This window comes from Actinomyces sp. HMT 175, from assembly GCF_016694895.1.
Taxonomy (GTDB): Bacteria; Actinomycetota; Actinomycetes; order Actinomycetales; family Actinomycetaceae; genus Actinomyces; species Actinomyces oris.
In genome coordinates this window covers 1,511,934-1,537,147 of the sequence record NZ_CP068012.1, presented here as the reverse complement: position 1 = coordinate 1,537,147, position 25,214 = coordinate 1,511,934, and the positions used below count along the sequence as shown (strand labels likewise).

13 protein-coding genes are annotated in these 25,214 nt (G+C 69.1%); 7 read left to right on the top strand and 6 right to left on the bottom strand.

All coding sequences use genetic code 11. The features are described 5' to 3' along the window. Nucleotides 1-22: 22 nt before the first annotated feature. From JJJ14_RS06560 to JJJ14_RS06535, 6 genes are all read right to left on the bottom strand, one after another. Nucleotides 23-1,387, bottom strand: a complete 1,365-nt coding sequence (locus tag JJJ14_RS06560; protein WP_201443643.1) for an MFS transporter — start codon at nucleotides 1,385-1,387, stop codon at nucleotides 23-25. Nucleotides 1,388-1,518: 131 nt separating this feature from the next. Beyond that, nucleotides 1,519-2,532: a DMT family transporter gene (locus JJJ14_RS06555; RefSeq protein ID WP_201443642.1), complete on the bottom strand. Its 1,014-nt coding sequence runs from the start codon at nucleotides 2,530-2,532 to the stop codon at nucleotides 1,519-1,521. 187 nt (nucleotides 2,533-2,719) lie between these two features. Then, the gene (locus JJJ14_RS06550) at nucleotides 2,720-3,847 is read right to left on the bottom strand and encodes a serine/threonine protein kinase (protein ID WP_201443641.1); all 1,128 of its coding nucleotides are present in this window, start codon (nucleotides 3,845-3,847) and stop codon (nucleotides 2,720-2,722) included. 209 nt (nucleotides 3,848-4,056) lie between these two features. Next, entirely contained in the window at nucleotides 4,057-5,037 is a 981-nt protein-coding gene (arcC, locus tag JJJ14_RS06545) for a carbamate kinase (RefSeq protein ID WP_004564868.1), read from the bottom strand. 3 nt (nucleotides 5,038-5,040) lie between these two features. Continuing rightward, nucleotides 5,041-6,048 (bottom strand): ornithine carbamoyltransferase, encoded by a 1,008-nt coding sequence (gene argF / locus JJJ14_RS06540; RefSeq protein ID WP_201443640.1) that lies wholly within the window; start codon nucleotides 6,046-6,048, stop codon nucleotides 5,041-5,043. A 65-nt stretch (nucleotides 6,049-6,113) separates the two neighbouring features. Next, nucleotides 6,114-7,337 carry an arginine deiminase gene (locus JJJ14_RS06535; RefSeq protein WP_201443639.1) on the bottom strand — a complete coding sequence of 408 codons (1,224 nt, stop codon included), beginning with the start codon at nucleotides 7,335-7,337 and terminating at the stop codon, nucleotides 6,114-6,116. A 343-nt stretch (nucleotides 7,338-7,680) separates the two neighbouring features. On the opposite strand from JJJ14_RS06535, the gene JJJ14_RS06530 reads away from it, so the two are divergent. From JJJ14_RS06530 to JJJ14_RS06500, 7 genes are all read left to right on the top strand, one after another. Continuing rightward, nucleotides 7,681-8,361 carry an HAD family hydrolase gene (locus JJJ14_RS06530; RefSeq protein WP_442859437.1) on the top strand — a complete coding sequence of 227 codons (681 nt, stop codon included), beginning with the start codon at nucleotides 7,681-7,683 and terminating at the stop codon, nucleotides 8,359-8,361. Nucleotides 8,362-8,400: 39 nt separating this feature from the next. Then, a complete protein-coding gene (gene fmt / locus JJJ14_RS06525; RefSeq protein ID WP_101558166.1) occupies nucleotides 8,401-9,375 on the top strand; it encodes a methionyl-tRNA formyltransferase in 975 nt (324 codons plus the stop codon). Between the two features lie 239 nt (nucleotides 9,376-9,614). Next, on the top strand, nucleotides 9,615-11,006 hold the full coding sequence (locus JJJ14_RS06520) for an RsmB/NOP family class I SAM-dependent RNA methyltransferase (RefSeq protein ID WP_201443637.1): 1,392 nt from the start codon (nucleotides 9,615-9,617) through the stop codon (nucleotides 11,004-11,006). A 38-nt stretch (nucleotides 11,007-11,044) separates the two neighbouring features. Further along, nucleotides 11,045-11,734 (top strand): ribulose-phosphate 3-epimerase, encoded by a 690-nt coding sequence (rpe, locus tag JJJ14_RS06515; RefSeq protein WP_201443636.1) that lies wholly within the window; start codon nucleotides 11,045-11,047, stop codon nucleotides 11,732-11,734. Between the two features lie 383 nt (nucleotides 11,735-12,117). Next, complete coding sequence (locus tag JJJ14_RS06510; protein ID WP_201443635.1) at nucleotides 12,118-13,953, top strand: ATP-binding protein; 1,836 nt, start codon at nucleotides 12,118-12,120, stop codon at nucleotides 13,951-13,953. A gap of 66 nt (nucleotides 13,954-14,019) precedes the next feature. Continuing rightward, nucleotides 14,020-15,588, top strand: coding sequence for an acyl-CoA carboxylase subunit beta (locus JJJ14_RS06505; RefSeq protein ID WP_236592943.1), 1,569 nt, complete (start codon nucleotides 14,020-14,022; stop codon nucleotides 15,586-15,588). A gap of 124 nt (nucleotides 15,589-15,712) precedes the next feature. Then, nucleotides 15,713-25,165: a type I polyketide synthase gene (locus JJJ14_RS06500; RefSeq protein ID WP_201445020.1), complete on the top strand. Its 9,453-nt coding sequence runs from the start codon at nucleotides 15,713-15,715 to the stop codon at nucleotides 25,163-25,165. Nucleotides 25,166-25,214: the final 49 nt, after the last annotated feature.

Sequence of the window (25,214 nt, the reverse complement as noted above, 5' to 3'; positions counted from 1 at the left end):
CCACATGCTATCAGTGAGTGGGTCAGAGTTCGGAGTGAGCCTGCTCCTCAGTCAGTTCCGACCCATGAATCGCACGAGAACGGAAGATTGCCACCATGGCGATCAGCGCGATCACCGTGAGATAGACCGCAGGTGCCAGGGGGGAACCGGTGACCTTGATGAGCCATGTGACAATGAACGGCGTTGTTCCGCCAAGAAGCGCATTGGCCCCATTGAAGGATAGGGCAAAGCCCGAGTATCGCACGTTGGTCGGGAAGGACTCAGCCAGGAAGGTGGCCAGAGTTCCATCATTGGCTGTCAACGCTATAGCGAACACGATCTGACACAGGATGACCGCTGCAAGCATGCCCGCAGCCTTCGTCATCACAACGAACAACGGAATCGTGAGCATAATGAACGCGACGCAGGCGGCGATGAGCATCCGACGACGCCCGAATGAGTCCGACAGGTGCCCCATGAGGAAGATCGCCACAATGTAGACGACCAGCATCACCGAGGTAGCCAGAGTGGAGGTGTCCTGGGAGAACCCGAGCTCTTCGTGAACATACGTCGGCATGTAGGTGAGAAGCATGTAGAAGGCAACGGCGTTGAGGCAGGAGACTCCAAAGGTAATGAGGGTCTCATGCAGGTGGTCTCGCAGCAGCAGCCGCAGCGGCTCGGACCAGCTGGTGGCCTTCTGTTCCTGCGGCATCTCCGCGCGCATCTCCTGGTATGCGGGAGAGTCCTCCAGGTGCACCCGGATGTAGCGGCCGATGAGACCCAGTGGCCCCGCCAGAAGGAAGGGGACTCGCCACCCCCAGGTATTCATGGCATCGTCACTGAGGACCGAGAACATGCCCGTCACCATGAGAGAGCCGGCAAGCAGGCCACAGGCTGTAGAAGCCGGAACCAGTGACGTGTAGATACCGCGTCGAGCCGGAGGTGCGTACTCGGCAAGGAAGGTTCCGGCACCCGCGTACTCACCGGAGGCGGAGAATCCCTGAATCATTCGCAGGACAAGGAGGCCGATAGCACTTGCCATGCCGATAGCCGCATAAGTGGGAAGGAGACCGATGAAGAATGTCGATCCGGACATGATAAGAATCGACCAGGACAGTGCCCAACGGCGCCCCCAACGGTCTCCCCATGCCCCCCATACGACGGCTCCGATCGGGCGCAGAATGAAGGACATCGCGAATACTGCGTATGTCGAGAGCAACTGGACTGATTTGTCAGCGGCAGGGAAGAAAGCGTGACCAATGACGGTAACCAGGTATCCGTACGAGGCGTAGTCGAACCACTCAATGAAGTTGCCGATGAAGCTCGCCTTCGCTGCACGCTTCAGTGCGAGACTTCGTTCTGAGTCCAGATGATGGTCCTTCGTGCTTCCTGAGTGGGAGGTGTTCATGGCCTATGGCTCCGGCTCGGTGGATGTCGACGATGACGTAATAGTCATCTCAAGGTGAGACATTGATGATTCTACCTGTGATCCTGCCTGCCCGCTGGGAGTTGACGCAGGCAGACAGGATCGCAGGAGGATCAGGACGTGGAGGCACGTGATTTCCGGGCGGTGGCATCGACAATGATCGGGGCCAACCCACCACCGACAATGAGCAGTCCACCGATCATCCCCATGGGCGTGAGCTTCTCTCCCCAGACGAGCAGGCCGCACAGAATGGCGACCGGACACTCCCAGTAGGAGATCGTCGAGTACTCAACGGCGGGCAGGTTGCGTCCTGCAACGACCAGGAACCCCAGTGCGAAGAGGCCGCAGACGAGGAAGAGGGCCACTGCCCACATCCAGTTAGTGGCGGTGAAGGTGGAAACGCCGTGCCAAGGACGCAAGACGATGGACATGACCAGCGTTGCGCAGGCGGCCCAGAAGAAGTTCCACACACCGCGGACGATCGAATCGACATCCTTGCGGTACCCGTAGAAGAACAGTGCCAGACCGTAAAAGACGCCGGACAGCAGGCCTAAAAGATCCCCTAGGCTCTTCTGAGGGAACTCTGGAGTTGTGGCCGACAGATCCAGTCCGAAAGTCAGACTCCCGTTCTTGAAGTCGATGATTCCAATGGTCAGCAGCATTCCTATGAACACGAGCGACAGGAAGATGCCGGAGAGCGCGCTGATCTTCTCTTTGCGGAAGATGCGTGCGAGCAGTGCGCAGAACAGGGGTCCTGTATAGATGAGGAAGACGGCGTTGGAAATGGTCGTCATCAGGGTCGAGGAGATGTAGCAGCCCAGGGACAGGCCGATGCTCACACCTCCCAGGATCACGGTGGTGCTCAGACGGGTGCTCTTGAACAACCCGGCCTTCCCGGTGAGAACGAGGATGAGGATGAATCCAAGCAGTCCGACGCTCATGCGCCCGAAGGCCAGGAACGAACCGATGACGGACTTGTCGGCGTCAGCGAGGCCGGCGGTCGTGCCACGACTGATGGTGCCGACAAGCCCCATCCCGGTGGCGGAGAGAAGCATGGCGATGGCGCCCAGCTTCTTGTTCATGACGTACTCTGTGACAGAGGATTCAGCGGACGATGTCTGTGACATGGCAGTTGTGTCTCCTGAGTTCTCCCCCGGCGTGCACGACAGACCGGCATCCTTGCCGGGTCTCACGCGGTCAGGTGGGCCTTCCCAGTCCTATGGAGCGTCCGCTGACCGCGCTGCGAAGAGCAGAGCCGGGAAAGGTGCGGGGCGGCAGCCCGGTCCCATGAGCCGCCGCCCCGCACCCTTGAGATCAGACCAGAGTCGGGTCAGCGACCTGGTTGGGGAAGTAGTCCTCGCAGCCACCCTCACGGTAGACGTCGGCCGTTGCGCAGTGCAGACCACCGCCGAAGGCGTAGGCGTCGCGGAAGGGAACCGGGATGACATTCATGCCGAGCTTGTCCATCTGCTCCATCTGGTGGACCTCGCTGGCCTCGACACACACGGTCTTGTGGTCGATGACCAGGCAGTTCATGGACAGCCAGACCGAAGAGTAGCACAGCGGCGGCGGAACCTCGTGGGCCGGGGGAGCTGCTTCGACGATCTGCCAGTCGTTGGCCTCGAAGATCTTGCGCTGCTCCTCGGGCAGGCGGCGGTGCGGGTTGTTGATGATGAGCCCGGGCCGCAGCGGCACGAAGGTGGCGTCGATGTGGATCGGGTAGGGGTCGCCGGGGAAGTTCACCGCGTGCACCCGCAGGTCCGGGTAGTAGCGCTTGAACCACTCCATCGCCTTGCGGTTGGTGGTCAGACCGTGCTGGATGAACAGGTCCTTACCCACGCGCATGACGTCGGCGGCGTCCCACATCGGCTCGAACTCGGTGGTCACGAAGTCCTTGGCGGCGGTGCGCTCAAGGCGCTCCTCCAGGGAGATCCGCTCGTCGTAGTAGTTGTGCTTGTAGGACTTGTCCGTCAGCCGCGGACGAGGGGCCTGAGTCCACTTGAACTCGGGGTCCTCCTCGAAGTACTGGTTCATGAGGGGCCAGTAGGCGAGGTACTCGAAGTAGCGGCAGCGGAACGAGTTGGCCGACGCCATGATCTCGTCACCGATGGTGAGCAGGATGTCACGCGGGGGCATCTGGGTGAAGCCGGACTCCGTGCGGAAGTCGGGCGTCTGGATGGCCTGGTTCCACTGCAGCGGCGTGGGGCGGTCCACCTGGACGCCCAGACCCTCGAGGATCTTGACGTAGTTGTCGAGCTGCTCGTTGGCGGCCTCAACGGTGGCGGTGGGGCGGGGGCCCCACATTCCGCGCATCTCGGAGTCGATCGGCACCTTCTCAGAGGTGGCGGGCTCCTCGGGAGGAATTACCGAGAAGTCGGCGCGTCCGACGATGACACGCTTGAGAGGGTCGAAGTCGTTCCAAGAGTTGACGATCTTCGTCATGAGTAAGTCACTCCTTTGTGCTCGATGTGTGATGAGTGAATGAAGACAAGTGATGTGTCTATGGCTCAACATTGTCATTCTACTCTGAACGAACTGCAAATGTAGCCGTAGGAGTATCTGAGTATAAGAATGATTGCTGAACCGTGGCACGGTCATTGTGGGTTAAGGGTGTTCACCACCTCCTTGAAAGACCGATGCCGTTGCGCCGGTCAGGCCCTGCGGATGCGCGTGTCGAGCTGCTCGGGAATCGGGGGATGGATATCGTCCGGCCCCCCGTAGTTTCCCCCGGGAGTCACGATAGTCCCTGCATGGCCCTCAATGATGGAAACGGCGTCCTCGAGGCGCCCGATTGCCGCCATGTCGCCAGTCAGCTCAACAAATCGGCACACCGCCTCAACCTTTGGTCCCATGGAACCACTGGGAAGTCCCATGGACCGCAGCTCTGCCGGCGTCGCCCTCGGAACCTGTTTCTGGTTCTCGGTCCCGAAGTCCCGAAACACTCCATCAACGTCCGTGAGGATAAGAAGCGCATCGGCCTCCAGGGCCTCGGCCATGACCGACGCCGTGAGGTCCTTGTCGATGACGGCTTCAATACCCTTGAGCTTGCCCTCCTCGCTGCGGACGACGGGCACACCGCCGCCCCCGGAGCAGACGACGATCGCGCCGGCATCCAGCAGTGTGCGCACTAGACGGGTCTCGATGACGCGCTGCGGCATGGGGGAGCCGACGACGCGGCGGTAGTGCTCGCCGTCGGGCTTGACCACCCAGCCCCGCTCCTCAGCCAGCTTCTCGGCCTCCTCCTTGGTGTACACCTCACCGACGAACTTGGTGGGGTTGGAGAAGGCCGGGTCACCGGCCATCACCAGGGTCTGATTGACCATGGCGGCCACGTGGCGACCGGGCAGGGCGTTCTGCATGGCCTGCAGCAGCCAGTATCCGATCATGCCCTGCGTCTGGGCACCGAGGGTATCGAAGGGGTAGGGCTCGGAGAGGCGCTCGTCATTGGCGGACTGCAGGGCCAGGACACCCACCTGGGGGCCGTTCCCGTGAGTCAGGACCAGCTCGTGCTTCTCCGCCAGCTTGGCCAGCTCGTGGGCCGCGATCTCGACATTGCGGATCTGGGTACTGGCGTCGGGCTTCTCCCCCCGACGCAGCAGGGCGTTTCCTCCGAGGGCGACGACGATTCTCACAAGTCAGTCCCACTGTCCCAGGGTCGCGACCATGACGGCCTTGATGGTGTGCATACGGTTCTCGGCCTGGTCGAAGGCGACGTTGCGCTCGGTCTCGAAGACGTCGTCGGTCACCTCCAGGCCCTCCATGCCGGTCTTGGCGAAGATGTCCTCACCCACCGTGGTGTTGCGGTCGTGGAAGGCCGGCAGGCAGTGGAGGAACTTCACGTCCGGGTTGCCGGTGGCCTCCACCAGCTGGGCGTTGACCTGGTAGGGCGCGAGCAGAGCGATGCGCTGGTCCCAGACCTCCTTGGGCTCACCCATGGAGACCCACACGTCGGTGTAGAGGAAGTCGACGCCCTTGACGCCCTCGGCGACGTCGTCGGTGATGAGGATGCGAGCGCCGCTGTCCTTGGCCAGCTTCTCAGCCTGAGCCACCACCTCGGGAGAGGTCTGCAGCTCCTTGGGGGCCACCATCCGCACGTCCATCCCCATGAGGGCCGCCGAGATGAGCAGCGAGTTGGCAACGTTGTTGCGCGCGTCGCCCAGGTAGGCGAAGGAGATCTTCTCGATCGGCTTGTCTGCGTGCTCCAGCATGGTCAGCTGGTCGGCCAGCATCTGGGTGGGGTGCCACTCATCCGTCAGTCCGTTCCACACCGGGACGCCGGAGAGCTCAGCCAGGGCCTCGACGTGCTCCTGCTTCTTGCCGCGGAACTCGATGCCGTCGTAGAAGCGACCCAGCACCCGGGCGGTGTCCGCCACAGACTCCTTGTGGCCCATCTGGGAACCGGAGGGGTCGAGGTAGGTGACCTGTGCGCCCTGGTCATAGGCCGCCACCTCGAAGGAGCAGCGAGTACGCGTCGAGGTCTTCTCAAAGATGAGAGCGATGTTCTTCCCGGCCAGGCGCTTCACCTCGCGGCCGGCCTTCTTGTCCGCCTTGAGCTGGGCGGCCAGCTCAAGCAGGGAGCTCCACTCCTCAGCCGTGAAGTCAAGCTCTTTGAGGAAACTGCGGTTGTGCAGGGGGTGGGACATGAGGATTCCTTCGTCCAGTGTGGTGATGTACTGACAGTTCTTCTTATGCGTCGGCCAGGGCCGACTCAGGCAAGCGGGTCCCGCAGGGTCGGGCAGCTCATGCAGTGTGGACCACCGCGACCGCGACCGACCTCCGAACCGGGAATGGTCAGGACCTCGATGCCATGGGAAGTAAGGTACTCGTTCGTGTTGACGTTACGTTCATAGGTAACGATGACACCGGGGGCGATGGCCAGGGAGTTGGAGCCGTCGTCCCACTGCTCACGGGCGGCGGCCATCGAGTCCTGGGGCGTGATGAGAACGTTGAGCCCGTCGACACCCAGAGCCTGGGCGATGACGCGGTACATGTCCACGGGGGCGTTGCGCGTGACGCTGATCTGCCTGTCTCCGTCTGGGCGCAGCGTGAGCGTCGGCAGCTTCCCCAGGCCGCCGTAGATGGTGAACGTGCCGACGTCGACCATGGTCATCACCGTGTCCAGGTGCATCTGGGCGCGCGTCCGGTTCATCTCGACGGCGACGATCCGGTTCACCGTGCCTCCGTCGAACAGTCGGCTGGCAAGCCTTTCGATGCCCTGCGAGGTGGTGCGCTCGGAGACTCCGACCAGAACGGCGCCGTTGCCGATGATCTGGACGTCTCCACCCTCCACGGTGGCGGGGCCTGCCTGCGTGCCCTCGGACCACACGGGGAAGTCGGAGCCGGCGAAGAGAGGGTGCCAGCGGTAGATCGCCTCGTAGTTGATGGTCTCGCGCTGGCGGGCCGGCATCATCATCGAGTTGATGGACACCCCGTTGTAGATCCAGCAAGACGTATCGCGAGTGAAGAGGTGGTTGGGCAACGGCGGCAGAAGCAGGTCGTCGTCGTCCATGGAGGCCAGCACGAGCGAGTCCGGGCAGGAGATGCGCTCGAGCAGCTCGGCCTTCGTGATCCCGGCAACGAGCACCTCGGCCAGCTCAGCGCCGGACAGCCCCTGAGCCAGGGCGCGCAGCGGCTCGGCGGCACTGGGGCCGTTGGTGTTCTCGTTGACGACTCGGTCCAGGACGTACTGCCTGGCTTCGGGCACCTCGAGGGTCTGAGCCAGCAGGTCGCTGAGGTAGAGCACCTCGATGTCGCGGTCGGTCAGCACTCGTGCGAACTGGTCGTGCTCCTCCTGGGCCCGCTCGAGCCACAGCACGTCATCGAACAGGAGGTGGTCCTTGTTCTGCGGAGTGAGTCGGAGCATCTCGTTGCCGGGTCGGTGCAGGATGACCTGGCGAAGCTTCCCGATTTCGGAATCTACGGAAAATTCCATGACTCCCTCTCTGACACAGCACTGTGTCACCGATGTGGATCATGACGCGCATCACGCGCTCTGATTGTCGAAGTAGTACGCCTGTACTGGATTGGTACGAGCGTACCAGAGTTCTTGAGGGTTGGAAACCCCCTGGTAGAAAGAAGTTTCAAACATGTCGATCGGGCGTTCTCGAGCGGAGGGTGATGTTGCTCCCACCAGGCGCTTTGCCGCTTCGGGCACTGCTGTGGAGCGCTCCTGGACCGTCGATGCGGCGGACCCGCGTCAGTAGGTGACTCACAAACGTCAAGGGCGATCCGTCCCGGATGGAGCCACCCGAGTCCCGAGGCGCCGGAGTGGGAGGATGGCGGACGTGAACGCACCGTCCCCCTTCGCCACGACCTCCAGCCCCGCAGACGCCGTCAGTGCCGTCGTCCTCGACTACGGCAACGTCCTGTACGCGTGGGAGCCCATGGCGGCTGTCGCCGGATACGTCTCAGCCGACGACTGGGAGGAGTTCGTGGTCGACGGAGGGTTCCTGACCTGGAATGAACGACTCGACCGGGGAGAGCCCTTCGAACAGGTGCTCGCCGACTACACCCGGGCCCACCCCGGCCGCCCCGACTGGGCGGAGATCCTCTCCTTGTACCGGCAGCGCTTCGCCGAATCGCTGACGGGTCCCGTTCCCGGCATGGCCGCTCTGCTCGAGGATCTCCTTGGGAGGGGCGTGGCGCTGTACGGGCTGACCAACTTCGACGCCGCGCCCTTCGAGCGGGCCAGGCTCCTGGTTCCCCAGCTCGAACGCTTCGCGGGCATCGTGGTCTCCGGGCGCGAGCACCTAGCCAAACCGGATGCCGCCATCTTCGACCTTCTTCTGAGTCGTTACCGTCTACAGGCCTCCCGCACCCTGTTCATCGATGACTCGGCGGTCAACATCGAGGCGGCTGGCCACCTGGGAATGCGCACCCACCACTTCACCGGTGTGGGACGGCTGCGCTCCGAGCTCATCGCACTGGGCCTGCTCCCCACGCCGGACCGGCATTGAACCCCGCACTGGGTGACGTCGACCCTTAGACTCAGCCGCATGCGTGTGCTTTTCGCCGGAACCCCCGAGGCGGCCCTGCCCACCCTGGAGGCCCTCATCGCCAGTGAGCACGACGTCGTCGGGGTCCTCACCCGTGCTGACGCTCGCAAAGGGCGCGGCCGGACGCTGCACCCCTCGCCGGTGGCGGCCGTGGCTCGTGACGCGGGGCTCGATGTACGCACTCCGGCCACCCTCAAGGGGGAGCAGGCCGACGACGTGCACGCGTGGGTCGGTGCTCTGAAGGTCGACGTCGCCGTCGTGGTCGCCTACGGTCGCCTGGTCCCGGCCGATCTGCTGGAGGTACCAGAGCACGGCTGGCTGAATCTGCACTTCTCTCTGCTGCCCGCGTGGCGCGGAGCCGCCCCGGTCCAGCGGGCGGTCATCGCCGGTGAGGAGGTCACCGGGGCCTGCGTGTTCCGCCTCGAGGAGGGTCTCGACACCGGCCCCGTCTATGGCCGACTCACGGAGGCCATCAGCGGTCGGGACACCAGCGGGGATCTGCTCGAGCGGCTGGCGCAGGCCGGGGCGCCCCTGGTCCTCGATGTGCTGCGCCGGGTTGAGGACGGCAGCGTGCGTCCGGAGCCGCAGGAGGACGCGCTGGCCACGTTGGCCCCCGTGCTCTCCTCGGCCGACGGTCTGATCCGCTGGGAGGATCCGGCGCTTGCCATTGACCGTCGGATCCGGGGCGTCACTCCGGCGCCGGGTGCCCACACCACTTACCAGGGGTCCCGGTTCCGTCTGGGCCCGGTCACCCCGGTCCCGGAGGTCACCGATCTGTTGCCCGGCCAGCTGCGCGCCACCAAGCGCGAGGTCCTCGTGGGAACCGGGGGCTGTGCCGTCCGTCTGGGGCAGGTCGCGCCCGCCGGGCGCAGCTGGATGCCTGCCGACGCCTGGGCCAGGGGAGCGCGTCCGGAGGTGGGGGCCGTCCTGGGGACCTCGTGCGTGACGAACGACGACGGTGAGGCGATGAGCTGATGGGGGAGCGATCGACACGCCGGGGCGCGTCGGGCGGCCACGACGAGAACCGGCGAGGTGCAGGCCACGGGCGGGGTGGCGCTCCTGGCAGACGCCGGGAGCAACGCGGCAGGCGAACTGAGCGCGGCGGTCCTCACCAGGGTCGCCAAGCCCAGGGCCGGCGCTCCTTCAAACAGGACGGCCCGCAGGCGGGTGCACCGGCGCGCCCGGCGAGGGGCCGATCTGGCTCGGCGCGTGAGGTGGCCCTGGAGGTGCTCACCCGCGTTCGCCGCGATGACGCCTTCGCCAACCTCCTTCTGCCCGAGCTGCTGGAGACCGCTGACCTGGATCGGCGTGACGCCGGCTTCGCCACTGCTCTGACCTACGGGACCCTGCGGCTGCTGGGTCGCTACGACGCGATGATCGCCGCCTGCACGGACCGTCCCCTGGAGCGCATCGATCCAGCCGTGATCGACGTCCTGCGCTTGGGGGCCCACCAGCTCATGGCTATGAGGGTGGCCCAGCACGCCGCCGTGAGCACCACCGTGGACCTGGCCACCACCTCCTGCGGGCGCGGCGCGGCCACCTTCGTCAACGCCGTCATGCGTCGCCTCAGCGGACGGGACCTGGACTCCTGGATGGATGAGCTGCGCCGGGACGCGCCCGATAAGACGGCCGCCCTGGCCCGCACCCAGTCGCACCCGGAGTGGATCGTCAAGGCGCTGCGCCAGGCCCTGGTCACCCACGGCCGCAGCGGCGAGGAGCTCGAGGCGCTCCTGGCCGCGGACAACGCCGACCCCGAAGTGGCCCTGTGCGCCAGACCCGGCCTCATCGCCCCGGAGGCGCTGGCCAAGGCCGCCCGCAAGGCCGACCGAGCCCACGACGTCGAGCCGCGCCCCGGCAGGATCAGTCCCCTCGCCGTCGTCATGGTTGGGGGAGATCCGGGCCGGATCGAGGCGATCCGCGACTGCCGGGCCGGGGTCGAGGACGAGGGCAGCCAGCTGGTGGCACTCGTTGCGGCGCACGCCCCTGTGGAGGGCCGCGACGCGCGCTGGCTCGACCTGTGCGCCGGGCCCGGTGGCAAGGCCGCGCTTCTCGCCGCGAGGGCCGCGCAGACGGGCGCCCAGCTGCTGGCCAATGAGGTCAGCCCCCATCGGGCCGACCTGGTGCGCTCGGCCCTGCGAGCCATCGCGCCGGACGTCGCCCGGGTGCGTTGCGGTGATGGACGTGACCTTGGGCGCGATGAGCCCGGCGCCTACGACCGGGTCCTGGTTGACGCTCCCTGCACGGGGCTGGGGTCGCTGCGCCGCCGCCCCGAGGCCCGCTGGCGCCGACAGCCAGGGGACGTCACCGTTCTGGCCGAGCTTCAGCGCGAGCTGCTGGCCAGTGCCCTGCGCGCCGTGCGACGCGGGGGAGTGGTGACCTACGTGACCTGTTCCCCGCACGCTCTGGAGACGACCCTCGTGGTGCGCGACGTGACGCGGCTGCTGGAGCGCGAGGGCCTGCGCACCGAGCCCCTGCACGCCGGGGACGTCGCCACCCGCCTGGCCCCTCATCCGCTGGCCGGATCCGACCGGGAGGCGCTTCAGCTCTGGCCCCACCTCGACGGCACCGACGCCATGTTCTGCGCCCTGCTGCGCCGCACCAGCTGACTGACCAACCACACCAGCGCATCATGAGGAGCATCCCGATGACGGCCATCCACCCCTCGATCCTCAACTGCGACATTGCCCACCTGGCCGACGAGCTCGACCGGGTCACGGGCGACGTCGGCGCCCCGGGCGCCGACGGGCTCCACGTCGATGTCATGGACAACCACTTCGTGCCCAACCTGTCATGGGGGCTGCCGGTGGTCGAGGCGGTGCTCGCCCATTCCTCGCTGCCCGTGGACGCCCACCTCATGATCCGCGACGCCGACCGCTGGGCGCCGGCCTACGCCGAGGTCGGCTGCCAGATTGTCACCCCCCACGCCGAGGCCACGACGGCGCCGGTGCGTCTGGCGCGCGAGCTCCACCGGCTCGGCGCCGGCGCGGGCATCGCCCTGAGGCCCGCCACCCCCCTGGAGGCCGTCGCCGATGTCCTGGGGGAGTTCGACCTCCTCCTGCTCATGACCGTGGAGCCGGGCTTCGGGGGCCAGTCCTTCATCGAGTCGATGCTGCCCAAGATCGGCCGGGCGCGCGAGCTGGTCGGTGCCATGGGGCTCGACCTGCGAGTACAGGTCGATGGCGGCATCACCGCCCAGACGATTGAGCGCGCGGCCGAGGCCGGGGCGGACGTCTTCGTCGCCGGGTCGGCCGTCTACCGGGCCGACGACGCCCTGGCCGCCATCTGCGAGCTGCGCGAGGCGGCCTCCTCGCACCGCCATGACGCTCGCGGCTGACACTGATGACGCCGCGGGGCGCTGCCCGCGACCGGCATCGACGCCCTGTTGGAGGAGGTGTTCGTGATGCAGGTGTGACAGCCGATGCGCTGGGCCACACCACCCCATCGGGCTTGTGGGAAACCTCAAAGGCCTTCGAGGGGCGGGAGCCGTCTTTGTCAGGCCCCCGTTATGCCGCCCCATTACTGGGGTCTCGATTGTTACACCAACGCAACTCTCAGTCTTTGTGAGGTTTCCACAAATGGAATGTGGTGCCCTGACCACGTAACGTCATAGTCCAGTGGACCCGCCCCTCGACGATTGTAGGGAAGGCACGGATCCACCCCGCCGGCCCAAGGAGGGCCCGCCGCCAGCCCGGCAGCGTCCAGGTAAGGAGACTCTTGGTGACCCTCTCCCGTATCCTCATCGCCAACCGTGGTGAGATCGCACTGCGTATCGTGCGAACCGCCCGCGACCTCGGGGCGACGTCGATCCTTCCGTACACGCCCGAGGACCTCATGAGCCCCGCCGCAGAGCTCGCCGATGAGGCCTACGCACTGCCCGAGGGATCGTCCTACACCGACGCGGCGGCGCTGCTCGAGCTGGCCCGCGCCACCGGCGCGGACGCCATCCACCCCGGATACGGGTTCCTGTCCGAGGACGCAGACTTCGCCCGCTCCATCATCGAGGCGGGGATCACCTGGGTCGGGCCCTCACCCGAGGCCATGGACGCCCTCGGAGACAAGATGAGCGCCCGAGCCTCTGCCGAGCGGGCCCAGGTCGCCCCGGTGCCGGGCATCACCGACTCGGTCACCGACGCCGAGACCGTCATCGCCTTCGCCGCCGCCCATGGCTACCCGGTCGCCCTGAAGCGCACCGACGGTGGCGGCGGACGCGGCATCACCGTCCTGCACAATGACGACGAGGTCCGGACCACCCCGGCCTTCGAGTCCGCGGCGCAGGGCGGCGGAACCCTCATCCTGGAGCGGTTCGTCACGGCCGCACGTCATGTCGAGACCCAGTGCGCCCGCGACAGCCACGGCGGTTTCGCCGTGGTCTCCACCCGCGACTGCTCCCTGCAGCGACGCAACCAGAAGCTCCTCGAGGAGGCTCCCGCACCCTTCCTGCCCGAGGGCGTCCACGGGCGTCTGGTCGAGGCCTCCCGTCGCCTCCTGGAGACGGTCGACTACGTCGGCGTGGCCACCTGCGAGTTCCTCCTGACCCCCGAGGGCGATATCTGGTTCCTGGAGGTCAACCCCCGTCTGCAGGTGGAGCACTGCGTCACCGAGGAGGTCGCCGGCACCGATCTGGTCGAAATCCAGCTGCGCATCGCCGAGGGCGGTCACCTCGGACAGGTCAACGAGCCCCGCGGTCACAGCCTCGAGCTGCGCATCACCTGTGAGGATCCCGCCCGAGGTCTGGCCCCCTCCACCGGTACCATCACCCGCCTGCGCTGGCCGGCCGGTCCCGGTATCCGCATCGAGTCCGGAGTCACTGAGGGCGACGTCGTCACCCCCTTGTTCGATCCGATGCTCGCCAAGATCATCATCACCGGTGCCAGCCGGGAGCAGGCCATCGCCCGAGCCCGGCGAGCCTTGCGGGAGACGGTGGTCGAGGGCGTCACCGTGTGCACTGCCCTGCACTCCGAGGTCCTGACCCGCCCCGAGTTCACCGCCCCTGACGAGACCGGGCGGCTGGCTGTGACCACGCGGTGGATCGAGAACGAGGTGCTGCCCGATCTCGCCGACGCCGCGGCGACGTCACAGGCCGACGGCTCGGCGGAGACGGTCGCCAACCCGCGTACCCGCTCCAGCTACATCATCGAGCTCAACGGCCGCCGCATGCAGCTGACCCTGCCCGATGGGATCCTCGCCCCCTCCAACCCGGCGCGAGGCTTCAGCCCCCGCAGCAACCGGGCCCAGCCGCTGCGCGGCCGTTCGGGCGCGACCCGCTCACCTCGAGGCGCAGCCCCTGGTGAGACCGGGACCGCCGGCGGTGAGCCCGGTGTCATCGCCGCCCCCATGCAGGCCATCGTCACCCGGATCTGCGTGGAGCCGGGCCAGCCGGTCTGCCAGGGCGATCTGCTCGTGGTCCTGGAGTCCATGAAGATGGAGAACTACGTCCACGCACCCAGCGACGGCACCATCTCGGAGATCCCCGTCAGCGCCGGACGCACCGTCTCGGCCGGCGATGTCCTGGTGCGCATGAGCACCCCCGAGAACGACTCCGAGGAGGCCTGAACCGTGACCACCGCCCCCATCACCGGCCCCGGCGCATCTGCCGAGACACCGGCCCAGGGAACCACTATGGCCGACTCGGAGGCCACCACCGCCTTCCGCCAGCGCATCGCCCGCATTGACCGGGAGGCCGAGGAGCACGCCGCCGCCCGTCAGCACGCCAAGGGCAAGCGCACCGCCCGCGAGCGCATCAACGACCTGCTCGACGACTCCACCTTCCTGGAGATCGGCCGCTACTCCGGTTCAGGTGCCGGCGACAAGGCCCGCCCCTCGGGCGTCGTCACCGGCTTCGGCCAGATCGACGGCCGCCAGGTGGCCGTCTACTCCCAGGACTTCTCCGTCTCCGGCGGCGCCCTGGGCACCATCGAGGGGGACAAGATCGTCCGCCTCCTGGACGACGCCCTGCGCCTACGCATCCCCGTCATCGGACTCATCGACTCCGGCGGCGCCAAGATCCAGGAGGGCGTGGGAGCTCTGCGCCAGTACGGGCGTATCTTCAACCGCACCTGCGCCGCCTCCGGACTGGTCCCGCAGATCAGCGTCATCCTGGGACCCTGCGCCGGCGGCGCCGTCTACAGCCCGGCCCTGACCGACTTCGTCATCGCCACCCGCCAGGCCTCGCACATGTTCGTCACCGGCCCCGACGTCGTACGCGCCACAACCGGTGAGCAGATCAGCGCCGAGGACCTCGGCGGTGCACAGATCCACGGTTCCGTCTCCGGCGTCGTCCACTACGTGGCCGACGACGAGGAGGACGCGTTGGGGCAGGTCCGCACCTTCCTGGCCTACCTGCCCTCCTCATCCGAGGTCAGCGCCCCCCTGTACGCCTACGACGACGCTGACGCCCAGGCCGACGCTGAGGCCGCCCGCAGTGTCGGCGAGATCGTCCCGGCCTCCACCCGGCAGGCCTACGACGTCGTCGAGGTGGTCTCGGCCGTCGTCGACCACGGCGAGCTCGTCCAGGTCCAGGAGGAATTCGCCCCCAACGTCGTGGTCGGCTTCGCATGCTTCGAGGGCCACCCGGTGGGGATCGTCGCCAACCAGCCGCTGGTGGACGCCGGCACCCTGGACGTCGACGCCTCCGAGAAGCTCGCCCGCTTCGTGCGCTTCTGCGACGCCTTCGGGCTGCCGGTGGTCACCTTCGTCGACGTCCCCGGCTACCGTCCCGGAGCCGAGCAGGAGCACGCCGGCATCATCCGCCGCGGAGCCAAGGTCATCAACGCCTACGCCACCGCCACTGTGCCGCTGGTGACGATCGTTTTGCGCAAGGCCTATGGCGGCGCCTACATCGTCATGGGCTCCAAGGCCATCGGCGCCGACCTCAACTTCTGCTGGCCGGGAGCCGAGATCGCCGTCCTGGGCGCCGCCGGCGCCGTCGGCATCATCCACCGCCGCGACCTGGCCAAGGTCCGTGACGAGCAGGGGGAGGATGCCGCCACCGCCGAGCACGAGCGGCTCGTGGCCGAGTACACCGATGCCGTCATCAACCCGGACAAGGCCGTGGCCATCGGTGAGATCGACGCCGTCATCGCCCCTGAGGACACCCGCAACGTCATCGTCGACTCACTGGCCGCGCTGCGCGCCAAGAACGACGCCCGCCCCGAGTCCCCCAAGAAGCATGACAACATCCCCCTCTGACCCCGGCTCCGAGACCCACTCGCCTCCGCCTCCGCCGTATTCCCCCTCTTCACCCGACCCCAGTTCAGGTAACCGTTCCGAGACCACCGACCACGCCGTCGCAACACCGAAGGACACCACTACCGTGCACACGAACTCGCAAGCCCCCAGCCCCGCGACCACCATCGCTGAGCGCCTGAGCGGAGGCGAGCCCTACATCATCACCTTCGGCGGCCAGGCCACCCCCTGGCGCCAGACGCTGGCCGACCTGGTCTCCCTGGACCACGCCCTGGCCGCTGACGTCGTGGCGGTCGACCAGGCCGTGGCCGAGCGCCTGGCCCCCGTGTCCACCGACCTGCTCACCGTGACCCCGCGCGGCTCGAGGCTCCTGGACGACGAGGCGGCCCCGGTCGCCCCTCAGCACCGCACCACCGCCGACGGCGCCGACGTCTCCGTGCCCGGCATCCTCATGGCCCAGCACGCCGCCCTGGCCTCCCTGCCCGGCGCCGGCATCGACCCGGCCTCCCACGCCCCGGTGAGCGCCATCGGCCACTCCCAGGGCGTCCTGGGCGTCAGCCTGCTCCAGGCCGTGCAGGCCGGCGAGCGCGAGCGCGTCATTGAGGTTCACGCCATCGCCCGCCTCATCGGCGCGGCGGCCACCCGCACCACCCGCCGTCTCGACCTGGGCACGGTGGGGGAGTCCACCCCGATGCTCTCGGTGCGCGGCGTCACCCGCAGCGTGCTCGACGCCGTCCTGTCCCGGGTCCCCGGCTCGGAGCGGATCTCCGTGGGCGTGACCAACGGCCGTCAGGCGCACATCCTCTCGGGGCGCCCGGCTGACCTCGAGGCCGTTGTCACCGCGCTGGAGGCGGCCGCCGCCCGCAGCGCCAAGGCCCGCAAGGACCGCCGCCGCGGCGGCGCCGTCCTGGCCCCGGTCACCGAGTTCCTCACCACCTCGGTGCCCTTCCACACCCCGCTGCTCGCCGGCGCGGTCGACGACGTCGCCGCCTGGGCGGCCGCCTGCGGCCTGAACGAGAAGCTCGCCCGCGACCTGGCCACCGCTGTGCTCATCGACCCGGTCGACTGGCCCGGTCTGGTCACCGGGGCCCTTGCAGCCGGATCGGACGCCCCGGTGCGCACCGTCCTGGACCTGGGGCCGGGCAACGTCCTGGTCCGTCTCACCGAGGGCGTCGTGGCCGGCACCGGCACCACCGTCGTGCCCGCCGGGACCGCCAAGGCCATTGACGACCTCGACCGGGCCGGCGCGGCCCCCCGGCCCGGCGTCGACCGCTCCCGCTTCGCCCCGCGCATCACTCGCCTGCCCGACGGCCGCCTCACCCTTGACACCGCCTTCACCCGCCTGACCGGGCGCAGTGCGGTGCTGCTGGCGGGAATGACCCCCACCACCGTGGATCCCGCCATCGTGGCGGCCGCCGCCAACGCCGGTTACTGGGCCGAGCTCGCCGGTGGGGGCCAGACCACTCCCGCCGTCCTGACCGAGAACCTCCAGGGCCTGGAGAAGGCCCTCGAGCCCGGGCGCACCGCGGCCTTCAACGCCATGTTCATGGACCGCTACCTGTGGAACCTGCACCTGGGGACCCAGCGCCTGCTGTCCAAGGCCCGCGCCGGGGGCGCCCCGATCGACGGCATCACCATCTCCGCCGGGATCCCCGAGCTCGAGGAGGCCACCGCCCTGCTTGAGCGCCTCCACGCCGAGGGCTTCCCCTACATCGCCTTCAAGCCCGGCACCGTGGACCAGATCCGTCAGGTCCTGGCCATCGCCCGTGCCGTGCCCGACAGCCCCGTCATCATCCAGATCGAGGACGGGCACGCCGGTGGCCACCACTCGTGGGAGGACCTGGACACCATGCTCCTGGCCACCTACGACGCCATCCGCGCCGTGACCAACGTGGTGCTCGTCGTCGGCGGCGGCATCGGTACGCCCACCCGCGCCGCCGACTACCTCACCGGCCGCTGGGCCGAGGCCTACGGCACGGCTGCCGCCCCCGTCGACGGCGTCATGATCGGCACCGCCGCCATGACCTGCCTGGAGGCCAAGACCAACGACGACGTCAAGCAGCTCCTCGTCGACACCCCTGGAATCCCCGAGGACTCCGGGGTCGAGGGCGGCTGGGTCGCCTCCGGGGAGTCCATCGGCGGTATGACCTCCGGACTGTCCCACCTGCGCGCCGACCTCTACGAGATCGACAACTCCTCGGCCCGGGCCTCCCGCCTCATCCAGGAGCTCGCCGGTGACGAGGCCGCCATGGCCGCACGCCGCCAGGAGATGATCGACGCCCTGGCCAAGACCGCCAAGCCCTACTTCGGCGACGTGGAGGAGATGACCTACCTTCAGTGGGCCACCCGCTACGCCGAGCTGTGCGTCGCCCCCCACGAGGGGCGCAGCGCCACCCGCGCCGACTGGGCCGACGAGGGCTGGTACGACCGCTTCATCGACCTGCTGCACCGCATCGAGGCCCGCCTGAGCCGGGCCGACCACGGCGAGATCCCCACGCTCTTCGCCGACTACGACGCCGTCATCGACTCCGACGCCGCCCTGGCCGCACTGGCCGAGCACTACCCGTCGGCCGCCTCCACCCTGGTGGAGCCCGTCGACGCCGCCTGGTTCGTCGACCTGTGCCGCAAGCACCCCAAGCCCGTGCCCTTCGTGCCCGTGGTCGACGCCGACATCCTGCGCTGGTGGGGCACCGACTCCCTGTGGCAGTCCCAGGACCCGCGCTACACCGCTGACCAGGTGCGCATCATCCCCGGTCCGGTCGCCGTTGCCGGCATCACCACCATCAATGAGCCGGTCGGCGAGCTGCTGGGCCGCTTCGAGACCGCCGCCGTCGAGGCCCTCCAGGAGGCCGGCACGGGCGAGCAGGAGGCCGCCGGCCGCCTGGGCGCCGCCCCCGCCGTGGCCGACGGCGTCCTGGCAGCTCCCGTGGCCGACGCCAAGGAGCTCGTCCAGGTGGCCCCCCACGTCCTGTGGAACGGCCACCTGACGGTCAACCCGGCCATCGTCCTGGACGACGACGCCTACAACGTCGTCGCCCGCCCGGACGTGGCCGAGGACGCCTACGACCTCGACATCCGCCTCGACACCCACTGGGACGGCACTCCCGGCGGAGATGAGATCCACGCCGTGCGCCGCCTCGTCGTGCCGCTGCGCCTGGCCCGCGCCTGGGACGGTGCCGCTCCGCTGGTCGACCCCGAGCGCATCAGCGAGACGATGAACGACCTGCTGCGGGCCACCGCCGGCGTGGGGGCCGTGTCCATCACGGGCGACCATGTCGACCACCTGCCCGAGGTCCGCCCCGCGCAGGCCGGGGCCACGGACGTCCTGGGACGCCCCACGACCCAGCCCTTCGGCACCATCCACGGCTCCTTCACGCTGGCGAGCACCCTGGGCCACGACCACGCCTCGGTGACCGCCGACGCCCTGCCGTCGGACCTGTCCGCCGCGCCCTTCGTGCCCGACGCCCTGCTCGGCCCCTGCTGGCCGGTGGTCTACGCCGCCCTGGGCAGCGTCGTCGAGGACGGCATGCCGCTCATCGAGGGCCTGCTCGGTGCCGTCCACCTGGACCACACCATCGACCTGCACCTCACCCTCCACCAGCTCCAGGAGGCCGCGGCCACGACCAGCCCCACGATCAACGTCACCGGCTGGGTCGCCGCACTGGAGGAGTCCAGCGCCGGCCGCGTCGTCGACGTGCGCCTGGAGCTGACCGACGCCACCGACGGCACCGTGGTGGCACTCATGCGTGAGCGCTTCGCCATCCGCGGCCGCGCCTCCGGCAACGCCGTGCCCAGCGCCCCCGAGCTCGCCGGCGGCACCGGACGCGAGACGGCCCCGGCCGCACGCCGCATCCTGCGCCGCACCACCGTCACCGCGCCCGCGGACATGACCGCGTTCGCCCGGGTCACCGGTGACTTCAACCCGATCCACACCTCCTACAACGCCGCCCACGTGGCCGGTATGGAGGCCCCGCTCGTCCACGGCATGTGGCTGTCGGCCACTGCCCAGCAGGTGGCGGCCTCCACCGCGGCCGACGGCTCGCGCCACGTCCTGGCCGGCTGGACCTACGTCATGACCGGTCCGGTCGAGCTGAGCGACGACGTCGAGATCACCGTGGAGCGCACCGGACTGGTGGTCGGCGGCGGCTACGTCCTGGAGGTCGTCTGCCGCATCAACGGCGAGGTCGTCTCCCGCGGTACCGCCGTGACGACGCCCGAACCCACCGCCTACGTCTATCCCGGCCAGGGCATCCAGGCCCCCGGCATGGGCCTGGACGAGATGAACTCCTCCAAGGCCGCCCGGGAGATCTGGGAGCGGGCCGACGCCCACACCCGCGCCGAGCTGGGCTTCTCCGTCATCAACCTGGTGCGCGACAACCCCACCGAGATGACCGCCCGCGGCGTCACCTACCGCCACCCCGAGGGCCTGCTCAACCTCACCCAGTTCACCCAGGTGGCCCTGGCAACCGTCGCCATGGCGACCACTGCGCGCCTGGCCGAGGCCGGTGCCCTGGTGGACAGCGCCGCCTTCGCCGGCCACTCCCTGGGCGAGTACACGGCGCTGAGCGCCTACGGGCGCGTCATGCCCGTGGAGACGACCATCTCGATCGTCTTCCAGCGCGGCTCCACCATGCACTCGCTGGTGCCCCGTGACGCCGACGGCGCCTCGAACTACCGCATGGGGGCCCTGCGCCCCAACCAGGCGGGCATCAAGGCCGACGAGGTCGAGGCCTACGTGCGCTCGATCTCCGAGGCGACCGGCGAGTTCCTCCAGATCGTCAACCACAACCTGGCCGGCGTGCAGTACGCCGTGGCCGGCACGATCAAGGGCCTGGACGCCCTGGCCGCCGACGCCCGCGCCAAGGCCAAGGCCCGCGGGGGCAAGAACCCCTTCATGTTCGTCCCCGGCATCGACGTGCCCTTCCACTCCGAGGTGCTGCGCCCCGGCGTGCCGGAGTTCCGTGGCCGCCTGCTTGAGCTCGTCCCTGAGGACCTGGACGTCGCGCGCCTGGTGGGCCACTACGTTCCCAACCTTGTGGCCCGGCCCTTCGCGCTGACCCAGGACTTCGCCCGTTCGATCCTTGAGGTCGTGCCCTCCGGGCCCGTCGAGGAGATCCTGGCCGACTGGGACTCCTGGGTGAAGCGCCCCACGGAGCTGGCCCGAGTCCTGCTCGTCGAGCTCCTGGCCTGGCAGTTCGCCTCTCCGGTGCGCTGGATCGAGACCCAGGAGGTCCTGCTGTCCTCCCCGAGTGAGGGCGGCCTGGGGATCGAGCACATCGTCGAGGTGGGCCTGGCCAATTCCCCCACCCTGGCGAACCTGGCCACCAACACCCTGCGTCTGCCCCAGCACGCCGGGCGCCACGTCACCGTGCACAACGCTCGTCGCGACGAGGCCCGGGTGCTGGCCACCGACACCGACCCGGCCGTCGAGCTCACCGAGCCGGACTTCGATGTTCCGGCTGCCGAGGAACCGGCTGCTGAGACCGAGGCTCCTGCGCAGAGCGCTGCAGCCGAGCAGGCTCCCGCCCCCGCGGCCGAGGCCGCACCGGCTGCGGCGGCTCCAGCCGCCGGCGGACCGGTGGACGACCTGCCCTTCGGTGCGACCGATGCCCTGACGGTGCTCCTGGCCCACGCCTCGCGCATCCGTCCCGAGCAGATCGGCGCCACGGACACCACCGAGACGCTCACTAACGGAGTCTCCTCGCGTCGTAACCAGCTCCTCATGGACCTGGGTACCGAGCTCGAGCTCGCCTCCATCGACGGTGCCGCTGACGCCGACATGACGGCCCTGGCCGCCACGGTCGCCAAGGGCGCTCCCGGTTACAAGGCCTTCGGTCCGGTCCTCACCGAGGCCATCCGCGTGGGGCTGGCCCGGCTCCTGGGCCCCTCCGGCGTGCGCGCCTCCCGCATCGCTGACCGCGTCACCGGCACCTGGGGCCTGGGGCAGGGGTGGGTCTCCCACGTGACCGCCGCACTGTTCCTGGGCACCCGGGAGGGCGCCTCGATGCGCGGCGAGGACCTGGCCTCTCTGGGCTCCTCGGCCCCGCTGACCAGCGCGGGTGCCGTGGACACCCTCATCGACTCCGCCGTCCAGGCCGTCGCCGCCGACCACGGTGTGAGCGTCGCCAAGCCGAGTGCCGGCGGTGCCGGGGGCGCAGTGGTCGACTCCGCTGCCCTGGACGCCTTCGCCCAGAGCGTCACCGGCTCCGAGGGCGTCCTGGCCACCACTGCCCGCACCCTCCTGGACGCCCTGGGGCTGGCCGAGAAGGCCACTGTCCCGGCTGATGCCGATGACGAGGCCTCCCGTACCCGGGCCGCCATGGCCGCCCTGGACGCCGAGCTCGGCGCCGGATGGGTCAAGTCCGTCACCCCGGCCTTCGCCCCTGAGCGCGCCGTCCTCATCGATGACCGCTGGGCCACGGCCCGTGAGGACGTCGCCCGCCTTGGCTCCGGCGAGACCGACCTGGACGCCTCCCGCCGGCTCCTGGCCCCCGAGCGCTTCGTGGGTCTGGGACAGGCAGTGGCCGATCACGCCACCTGGTGGGCCAAGCAGGTCAAGGCCTCCGACCTGGCCGACGGCGCCGAGCGCGCCGCCGTCCTGACCGCGATCGCCCAGGCCGCGCCGAAGACCCCGCAGGCCGGTGACGCCACGGTGCGCTGGTCCGAGGACGTCGCCGTCGTCACCGGTGTGGCCCCCGGCTCCATCGCCGCGGCCGTTGTCGGGGAGCTGCTGGCCGGTGGCGCCACCGTGGTGGCCACCAGCTCGCGCCTGACCCACGAGCGCCTCGAGTTCGCCACCACCCTGTACCGCGAGCACGCCGCGGCCGGCGCCAAGCTGTGGATGGTTCCCGCGAACCTGTCCTCCTACCGGGACGTCGACGCCCTGGCGGAGTGGATCGGCAACGACCAGGTGGTCACCTCCGGCGGCTCCACCAAGGTCGTCAAGGAGGCCCTGGTTCCCACCCTCCTGTTCCCCTTCGCTGCGCCGCGAGTCTCGGGCACGCTGGCCGACGCCGGCCCGGCGGCCGAGTCCCAGACCCGCCTGCTGCTGTGGTCGGTGGAGCGCACCATCGCCGCTCTGAGCGCCATCGGCACCGACACCCACGTCGACCACCGTCTGCACGTGGTCCTGCCCGGCTCCCCGAACCGGGGCACCTTCGGCGGTGACGGCGCCTACGGCGAGGTCAAGTCCGCCCTGGACGCGATCGTCAACCGCTGGTCCTCGGAGCGGGCCTGGGCCCAGCGCGTCACCCTGGCCCACCCGCGCATCGGCTGGGTCAAGGGCACCGGCCTCATGGGCGGTAACGACCCGCTCGTCGCCGCTGTCGAGGCAGCCGGGGTGCGCACCTGGACCACGGAGGAGATCGCCTCCGAACTCACCGGCCTGTGCACCACCGAGGTGCGCACCCAGGCGGCTCAGGCCCCGGTGAACGCCGACCTCACGGGGGGACTGGGTGACGACATCGACCTGGTGGCCCTGCGTGAGAACGCCGCCGCGCAAGCCGCTGCGCCCGCCAAGGAGACCGAGGCCCCGGCCGTCATCAAGGCCCTGCCCACCCCCGTGGTCCCGACCCAGCCCACCGCCCCCCAGTGGGGCGAGGTGAGCGCCGACCTCGATGACCTGGTCGTCATCATCTCCACCGGAGAGGTCTCCACCTGGGGATCGGGCCGTACGCGCCGCGAGGCCGAGTTGGGAATGAGCGGCGGCGAGGACGTCGACCTGACCGCCGCCGGTGTCCTCGAGCTCGCCTGGGGCATGGGTCTGCTCACCTGGCAGGACAGCCCCAAGGCCGGCTGGTACGACACCGACGGGGAGATGGTCGAGGAGTCCGACATCCTGGAGCGCTACCGCGACGAGGTCGTGGCCCGCTGCGGTATCCGCGAGTTCGTCGACGACGGCGTCATCGCGCCGATCGCCGACGAGGAGGTCACCGTCTACCTCGACCGCGACATCACCCTGTCGGTTCCTGACGAGGCCACGGCCCGCACCATCGAGGCCTCCGACCCCGAGCACACGCTCGTGGTTCCCGACGCCGAGACCGGCGAGTGGACCGTCACCCGACTGGCCGGCTCACTGGCCCGGGTGCCGCGACGCGCCGCGCTGTCGCGCACGGTCGGCGGCCAGTTCCCGCGCGACTTCGACCCGGAGCGCTGGGGCATCCCCGCCTCGATGACCCAGGGCATGGACCCCATCGCCTCCTGGAACCTGGTCACCGCCGTCGACGCCTTCCTGTCGGCCGGCTTCACCCCGGCCGAGCTCCTCAAGGCCGTCCACCCCTCCGACGTGGCCTCCACGCAGGGCACCGGGTTCGGTGGCATGGAGTCGATGCGCAAGATGTTCGTCGGCCGGTTCCTGGGGGAGGAGCGTCCCAGCGACATCCTCCAGGAGGCCCTGCCCAACGTCGTGGCCGCCCACGTCATGCAGTCCTACATCGGCGGCTACGGTGCCATGGTCCAGCCGGTGAGCGCCTGCGCCACCGCGGCCGTCTCCATTGAGGAGGGCTGGGACAAGATCGCCCTGGGCAAGGCCGACGTCGTCGTGGCCGGCGCCATCGACGACATCTCGATCGAGTCGGTCGTCGGCTTCGGCAACATGAACGCCACCGCGGAGGCCGCGGCCATGCGCGCCAAGGGCATCTCCGACCGCCACTTCTCACGCGCCAACGACCGCCGTCGCGGCGGATTCGTGGAGGCCGAGGGCGGCGGCACGGTGATCCTGGCCCGTGGCTCGGTGGCGGCCCGTATGGGGCTGCCGGTGTCCGGTGTGGTTGGTTTCGTCTCCTCCTACGCCGACGGTGCCCACACCTCGATCCCGGCACCCGGCCTGGGCGCCCTGGGCGCCGGCCGCGGCGGGCGCAGCTCGCGCCTGGCCAAGGCCCTGGCGGCCCTGGGTGTGGAGGCCGACGACATCGCACTGGTCTCCAAGCACGACACCTCCACCGGCGCCAACGACCCCAACGAGTCCGAGCTGCACACGCGTCTGGCGCGCGCCCTGGGACGCTCCGAGGGCAACTCGCTGGTGGCGGTCTCGCAGAAGACCATCACCGGTCACGCCAAAGGCGGCGCCGCCGTCTTCCAGGTCGCGGGCCTGACCGAGATCCTCGCCTCCGGTGTGGCTCCCGGTAACGCCTCCCTGGACGTTGTGGACGCCCCGCTGGCCAAGGACGCCTTCTGGGTGTGGCCGCGCAGGCCCATCCGTCTGGCCGGTCGTGGTGGCCAGGACGGGCGTGTCCCGGGTGCCGGCCCGGTGCGTGCCGGTCTGCTGACCTCGCTGGGCTTCGGACACGTCTCCGGTCTCATCGCGATCGTCCACCCCGGTGCCTTCGAGGCCGCCCTGCGGCAGGCCGAGGGCCAGGAGGCGGTTGACGCCTGGCTGGCCTCAGCCAACGCCCGCCTGGCCGCCGGGACCAGGCGCCGCCGCGCAGGCATGATCGGTCGGGCCCCGCTGTTCGAGCAGGTCCAGGGCCGTCGTCTGGGGGAGGAGTCCAAGCAGCGCGACCCGCATGAGGTCGAGGCCGCCATGCTGCTCGACCCCGATGCTCGCTTGGGCTCCGACGGCGTCTACCACGCGGGGGAGTAATCACCTCACCTCAGCGCTCACAGGACCGGTTTCACGGCTAATGGGTTCC